The sequence below is a fragment of the Paenirhodobacter sp. CAU 1674 genome, assembly GCF_029222945.1.
Taxonomy (GTDB): Bacteria; Pseudomonadota; Alphaproteobacteria; order Rhodobacterales; family Rhodobacteraceae; genus Rhodobacter.
This window is the reverse complement of the sequence record NZ_JARHUH010000025.1, coordinates 1-6,005: the sequence shown is the minus strand read 5'-3', so window position 1 is coordinate 6,005 and position 6,005 is coordinate 1. Positions and strand designations below refer to the sequence as shown.

At 56.5% G+C, this 6,005-nt stretch carries 9 protein-coding genes; 2 read left to right on the top strand and 7 right to left on the bottom strand.

The features are described 5' to 3' along the window. The 4 genes from P2G62_RS17640 to P2G62_RS17625 form a co-directional block, all read right to left on the bottom strand. Window positions 1–644, bottom strand: a 644-nt coding sequence (locus tag P2G62_RS17640) for a hypothetical protein (RefSeq protein WP_275736198.1), incomplete at its 3' end; no start/stop codon positions are given. 210 nt (window positions 645–854) lie between these two features. After that, entirely contained in the window at window positions 855–1,310 is a 456-nt protein-coding gene (locus P2G62_RS17635) for a hypothetical protein (protein ID WP_275736197.1), read from the bottom strand. Between the two features lie 359 nt (window positions 1,311–1,669). Then, on the bottom strand, window positions 1,670–1,978 hold the full coding sequence (locus P2G62_RS17630) for a hypothetical protein (protein ID WP_275736196.1): 309 nt from the start codon (window positions 1,976–1,978) through the stop codon (window positions 1,670–1,672). A gap of 59 nt (window positions 1,979–2,037) precedes the next feature. Further along, window positions 2,038–2,304, bottom strand: a complete 267-nt coding sequence (locus tag P2G62_RS17625; RefSeq protein ID WP_275736195.1) for a type II toxin-antitoxin system RelB/DinJ family antitoxin — start codon at window positions 2,302–2,304, stop codon at window positions 2,038–2,040. A 361-nt stretch (window positions 2,305–2,665) separates the two neighbouring features. Here P2G62_RS17625 and P2G62_RS17620 point away from each other — a divergent pair, with 361 nt between their 5' ends. After that, the gene (locus P2G62_RS17620) at window positions 2,666–3,253 is read left to right on the top strand and encodes a hypothetical protein (RefSeq protein ID WP_275736194.1); all 588 of its coding nucleotides are present in this window, start codon (window positions 2,666–2,668) and stop codon (window positions 3,251–3,253) included. After that, a complete protein-coding gene (locus tag P2G62_RS17615) occupies window positions 3,250–3,519 on the top strand; it encodes a type II toxin-antitoxin system YafQ family toxin (protein WP_275736193.1) in 270 nt (89 codons plus the stop codon). The genes P2G62_RS17620 and P2G62_RS17615 overlap by 4 nt, the downstream gene beginning before the upstream one ends. Here P2G62_RS17615 and P2G62_RS17610 read toward each other — a convergent pair. From P2G62_RS17610 to P2G62_RS17600, 3 genes are all read right to left on the bottom strand, one after another. Beyond that, complete coding sequence (locus P2G62_RS17610; RefSeq protein WP_275736192.1) at window positions 3,516–3,947, bottom strand: hypothetical protein; 432 nt, start codon at window positions 3,945–3,947, stop codon at window positions 3,516–3,518. The two genes, P2G62_RS17615 and P2G62_RS17610, sit on opposite strands and share 4 nt — an antisense overlap. 98 nt (window positions 3,948–4,045) lie before the next feature. Continuing rightward, on the bottom strand, window positions 4,046–5,053 hold the full coding sequence (locus P2G62_RS17605; RefSeq protein ID WP_275736191.1) for a replication initiator protein A: 1,008 nt from the start codon (window positions 5,051–5,053) through the stop codon (window positions 4,046–4,048). 225 nt (window positions 5,054–5,278) lie between these two features. Then, window positions 5,279–6,005 (bottom strand): hypothetical protein (locus P2G62_RS17600; protein ID WP_275736190.1); only part of this gene is annotated, 727 nt, incomplete at its 5' end.

The window sequence follows — 6,005 nt, the reverse complement described above, 5'->3', positions numbered from 1 at the left end:
ACCGCCCCATAGGTTTCCGGCGACAGGTGCTGGCGCTGCGTGATTTCCTTGCGGGTGCCGCGCACGATTTCGCTGTCCAGATTCTCGCGGCACCAGTCGGCCCAGGACGTCTGCAAGGCGGAGTATTCGTTCCGCTCGCCCGTGGCCTCTTTCAGCTCGCGCAGCGCCTTGTTGGTCGAGATCACCGGCTTGCCCCGGCTTTCCCGGACGGGAGAGACCAGAACATCGACCACGGCCCCGCCCTTCTCATCGAGATCGAGGCGGGTGGCGATCACCGATCCTTCGCCGCCCCAGCTCTCGGCCCATGCCTTCGCCTGATCGAAGAGCTGGCGGTTATGCGGGTTGTCGGGGTCGTGCAGGTTGCCGGCCTTTTCCACCCATTCCGGGGAGACCACGCAGATGGCCTGCAAGCAGAGCGGCGAGCCTTTCCGTTCGCCGGCCCCCAGCTCGGACTTGTGGGCCTTGAAGGCGGCGAGATAGTCCCGGTCGTTCTCGGCCTTCGACCAAGCGAGACCGAAGCCGGGTTCCGCATCGTCCCGGACCCGTGCCTTGCCGGTTTCGTCGTGACGCTGCGCATGGAGGGACGCCCCGCGAAGCTGGGCGATACTGGTGAACTTGTTGACGCGGATCGCTGCCTTGAACATGGGACGGTGATAGCGGAGAGCGACAGAATTGTCATTTTAAATGACAACCCACTAGGCAATTCTCTTCGAGCCGCTCCGCTAATTGCCGTTGGGCCGGAGGCGCTGCGCCCTCCTGGATCACCCGCCGACAATCCGCCTGCGCGTCTTCTATAATGCGCGCAGATTAGCCCATCGGCGGCGACCAGTCTGGTCGCCGCCGATGGGTGGTGGTTACCCTCTAACGGTGATCTCGATCTGGTCTGGTTGAATCCCCAGAGACTGAGCGAGAAGCGCTTTTGCTGATGCGATGGTCAAGGGCTTGGCGTTAGAGAGTTCCGCCTCCTCCTCTGCTTCGGTTGCGATGTTTGACGAAACCGGCTCGATCTCCTCTGTCTCGCCGGCAGCCACTTGCCCAAGGCTTACACGGCTATAGCGCCATTGGAAGCGAGATCGGGCACCCTTTCGCCCCACGATGAAGTCGCCGCATCCAGCTGTTTCAAGCTCTTGAGCCAAGGCAACAGCAGACTTTCGAGAGATGTCTAGGACGCTCATCAGTCTTTCAAGCGAAGTCTCGGATGCATCCTTTTTCAGGGATGCTGTCCAGTCGAACAGCTTCTTGGCGTGGGGGTTGGCGTCGTAGAGGGCTTGGATCGCCTGAACAGTTGCGGGTTGAAAATTGTCGTTCATGATAACTCCTTTTGAAATAAAACAGCATTTAGTGGCTGTATGGTGTAATATAATTCATATAAGGCGTTTTGTCAAGCTTTATTTGGCGATAAAGCTCCTTATACCTCTCTTTGGTTGTTTTTGTGAGTTTTATTGATCTTATGGCATCAATGCGTGGCGCGGCCTTCAGTGCCGCGGCTAGTGCAAGTGGTTATGAAGTGAGCGGTGACGCTCAGACGGCACTGATTGACCGCGCCGCTCTTTGCGTTCTTGCTTCGCGCAGATGTCCCGAGCCCGACTGGCGCTAAGGCCAAATTCATGGCCGAGGGCGACGAGGGTTTTTCCGGGTAGGATGGGGCCGCCAAGGAATGTCAGGACGCTTAGCACGGCGCCTCGTCGTCGCTCTCCCAAGCCCCTTCAGAGATCATCCTGTTCAGGATCGAAAAAGTTGCCTCGCGTTGAAGCCCTTCGGATGTAGAGCCATCGTTGTGGGAAAGAGAGTTGGCGGCCTTCGTGTGCAACAGTGTGTTGCCATCCTGAACATAGATCTGCTCTCTGGTCTCGTTCAACTGAACGATGTCGCCTGCCCGAGAGTTAAGGATTTCGCATGCTTGTTCGAGCGTCAGCTCGAAGCTGAAGCTCCAATCTCCGTTAGAGACAGGAACCGTGACTCTCTGCGTCTTGTCCATGCTGGTACTCCGCCTGCTGTGACTTTCTATAAAGCAGGACGATGACTAAACCTTGGGGCTTAGTCATCGTCCTCCAAATCCGCAAAGAGATCATCGACAGAAGCGACACGAGTCACCTCTCCGGCTCTCGAAGCCTGAAGCGCGGCGACCGTTTCCGCGTTCGGGGCCTTTACCTCAAACGGAAGGGCTCTCTCCGCCACAGCTTGAACCAGCATCATGCGGATCGCGTCCGACACGGTGATCCCCATCGCCTGGAACAGCTGGGTAGCTTGTTGCTTCGTCGCCGGGTCGATCCTCGCGCGAACAACTGCATTTGCACCAGCCATATCAAATATCCTTTGTAGTCACATTGTAGCTACAACTAAGATGATGGTATTAAGGTTTCGTTGCAACGCTCTCCTGACCCCTTCCAGACCTACCCGGGAGCACGTGCAGCACGAGTAGCACGATCAGAACATTCAGCACCATCAGCACTGTCAGGAACATTATTAAGTGTTTGATTTTGCTAATTAAAAAGCAACATCTTTGAAACATATGTTGCATCTTGGTGTATTATTTTGACTTATTTAGTCTAAACTCACACATTCAAGTCACGTGAATGATGTATTACGATTATCGTGAAAATGTATCTAAGTCATTGAAAATAAACAATAATTGTATCATATTTGATTTGAAAGGATGAATGACATGGCAAGTAAACCCACTTCTACCCGCGAGGCTTCCGCGATCGCCAAGAAACAGCTGGCGATCAGGGAGCTGCACTGGCCCACGGCCGATGCCTATCTGTGGGATCGCAAAGCTCATAAAGGCTTCACGACGATCCCGAAGACGATGCCCATGATCTTGAAGATCATGGATGAGATGACGAAGGGGGCTCCGGTCTCCTCCACCTATCTCACGCTTTGGTGCAATACTTGGGACAACTCCTTCGTAGTGCTTAATAAAAATGGAGAAATGGCCAACGCCTCCGGCTTTGGAGGGCAGAGAGGGGAGCACACCTGGCTCACTCGTGTGAAGAAGCTTCAGGAGTTGCATTTCATCGATGTAAAGCCGGGGCGGTCTGGACCAATGGGGAATGCGATTATTTGGAATCCCCACCTCGTGATCCGTTGGCATCAAGGGCAGGGAACTCCTGGTCTTACAGCAGCTAGCTACAATGCGCTGTTGGAACATGCCTTGGAGATCGGGGCGCAGGATATGACCAGTGGCGATGTCCCAGACTTCACGGCTCTTAGCCAAGAAGTCAGTCGTGGCGAAGGAGAGAAGTCGAAATGAAGGCTCTAGATCGCACGACTAAGTTCCGGCGGGACCTTAAGAGAGAAATGAAGACAGACCCTGGCATCCAAGAGATTCTGAAGCCTGTGATTTCAGACCTTTTGGAGGGCAAGGCGCTGCCTGAGAAGATGAAAGACCACCCCCTGAGCGGGGACTGGAAGGATCATCGCGACTGCCACGTAAAGCCTGACTTGGTACTGATTTACAAAACAGATGATGATGCCGTTACGCTCGTGCGCTTGGGATCGCACAGTGAGCTTTTCTAGGAGCGCCGCCAAGGCCACCAAGAGCTACGCTTTGGTTTGTTATCCGCCAGAAGCGCCATCACGCGGCCTTCAGAGCTGTCCAGGCGCTTCCGCAGATCGCTGATCGTGTCGGCCATCTGATCCTTTTGATCTTCCAGCCCGTTGGCTCGCTCATGCGCGACCGCCAGCTCTTTTTCCAGTTCAACAACGCGGTTCAAATGGCTGTTGTTATGAGCAAATTCGACCTGTTGCGCATCGTTGCTTTGCCTATGTTGCGCATCGGGTTGCGCAACGGTGAGCGGAAAAACACGATGCAACTCGGCCGGGTCGATCTCATATGCGCCGCGGTCCCCTTTGGAGGCTGAAATCTTCCCATTTTTGATAGCTCTCTGGATTGTGGTCTTATTCTTTCCGGTGGCTTTCGCAGCCTCGGACAGTGAATATTTCATGCTGTTGCGCCCCGTTCCTTCTTGCCTGTTGCGCAACAGTTTATCGTGTTGCGCTCCGCAACGCCAAGAAAACCTGATCGAGGTGCCGCGAACCCCGATTAGCGCAGGCTACCCTGCTTTCCGCAGTAAGCCACAAAGGCAGCGCCTGCGTTCTTTGGTGGATTGCCTTTGGCCGTCTCCGCCTGCGCGAAGGCCAGCCAGTCTGCGCGGAGAGCGTAGTAGTCCCGGCCCTTCTCTCGTGCCACGGCGCGGGCTTTCTCTTCGGCCCAGGCTGGCAGCGCAATGGATGGGGTGATCTGCGCCTTGGGTTGGCGAGGCCGGACTGTCACCAAGTCATTGTCGTCCAGCTCGAAGCGATAGAACGGCGTCACATCGGCCTTGATGATTTCGCGCAGGTTGTGCCTAAACCGTTTGATGGGGGCGTTGCTGCCGGTCTTGTTTTGGAGCGTCGTCAGGCCGATCTGCCACTTCGGTTTGTTGCCGCAGTGCTTGCGGCCGATCTCGTAGAGGCGGCGTTCCAGCGGGCGGCGCAGCCGGAAGTAGTCGTTCGAGATGGTGACGACCTGGTCGGACTCGATGGCCCGCATGAGCCAGCGCGACAGCTTCACCTCGCAGTAGTCTAACCGGAAACGTTCGTCGTCTGTGCGGACGAAGCCGCCCTCATCGATCAGCGAGAAAATCCGCGTTTCGATCTTCCCGCCCGTCCGGACGTTGGTGACGAACTGTGTCCCTTGGAGGCGGGCAAAGGCGTTCTCCAGGCGCTTGTAGTGATCGCCCCCGATCTGCCTGTTGGTCGCCACGCACAGCTCGCGAGCGGAAAAGCGCACGGTATCCCCGATGGCCTCGCCCCGGTTTTTCCGATGCATGAGCTGGCTGATGACGAAAATTAGGATGTCTTTATCGAAGATGGTGGGCAGCCCAAGACCAGATGGGCGGATCTTCAGGACGTTATCGCCGCTCCGATATTCGAGGTGCCGCATGTCTGGTTTTGTCGCCAGAGAGAACAGCGGATGTTCCATCGTCGCCATATCATCCTTCGGCACGGCATCCGCGATATCCAGGACGAAGAAATCGAGGTTTGGGTGGCGATCAGGAAGCAAGCTCATGGATGAATCTTTGGCCTATCAGGAACTTTCATGTTTGGCCTATCAGGAACCAGTTAGGGGAGGCAAGGCATTTGGCCCTTTCGGAACCAGAATTTGGCCCTTTCGGAACCAGAATTTGGCCCTTTCGGAACCATGTGGATAGTTTCCTGTTTGTTAGTCAGTGCGTTAGGACTGATTTCCAAGCCCGTAACACTACTCCGTAGGTAACACTATTAACACTAGGGGTCAGAGACCGTGCGTTGGCCCAGAATCCCGGTCATGGTCGGTTTCCCGCTCTGCCGAAGTTTCCTCCTGAACCGTGGGAGCTGTCAGGCCAAGGTTCATTTCGTGACGCTCAACCTCTGTTGCGGCGTTCTGCGGCCAGCAGGTTCTTTCTTCGATCTGGGGAACATCAGAGCGGAGCATGTTCTTTACTGTGGCCTCGACCCTGGCACAGAACGCCCCGCACTTCGCCACCACCGCCGCCAGGTGCATCCGGTCGGACAGGCTGGGGAAGAGATCGCGCCCGGCCTCATACCGATCCCCCATATTTTCCCGGAGTCCCACACCGAACCGATGGGCCGTGTCATAGATCCGTTCAGCCCCGGACCTGATCGCCTCAATGAAGGGCCAGGGATCGGTGCTGGCGTCCCCACCAACCCGATCCAGCGTCAGAGCGCCCCTGGGAGGCTCGTAGGCACTTCCTTCGGCCCTGTGGCGGGCAATCTCCCCCTTGAGCGCCAGGAGGCCGCTCAGGGCCTCTGTCTGGTGTTCTGAGAGGTCTGCATCCCTGATGGCATCCCACAGGCCCTCAGAGGGCGCTCTGACGCTCTCACGGGCCTTGTCCATGACCGCCCCATAGGTTTCCGGCGACAGGTGCTGGCGCTGCGTGATTTCCTTGCGGGTGCCGCGCACGATTTCGCTGTCCAGATTCTCGCGGCACCAGTCGGCCCAGGACGTCTGCAAGGCGGAG

Coding starts and splice junctions, on each gene's coding strand:
- P2G62_RS17635 (WP_275736197.1), bottom strand. CDS start 1,310: ATGAACGACAATTTTCAACCCGCAACTGTTCAGGCGATCCAAGCCCTC.
- P2G62_RS17630 (WP_275736196.1), bottom strand. CDS start 1,978: ATGGACAAGACGCAGAGAGTCACGGTTCCTGTCTCTAACGGAGATTGG.
- P2G62_RS17625 (WP_275736195.1), bottom strand. CDS start 2,304: ATGGCTGGTGCAAATGCAGTTGTTCGCGCGAGGATCGACCCGGCGACG.
- P2G62_RS17620 (WP_275736194.1), top strand. CDS start 2,666: ATGGCAAGTAAACCCACTTCTACCCGCGAGGCTTCCGCGATCGCCAAG.
- P2G62_RS17615 (WP_275736193.1), top strand. CDS start 3,250: ATGAAGGCTCTAGATCGCACGACTAAGTTCCGGCGGGACCTTAAGAGA.
- P2G62_RS17610 (WP_275736192.1), bottom strand. CDS start 3,947: ATGAAATATTCACTGTCCGAGGCTGCGAAAGCCACCGGAAAGAATAAG.
- P2G62_RS17605 (WP_275736191.1), bottom strand. CDS start 5,053: ATGAGCTTGCTTCCTGATCGCCACCCAAACCTCGATTTCTTCGTCCTG.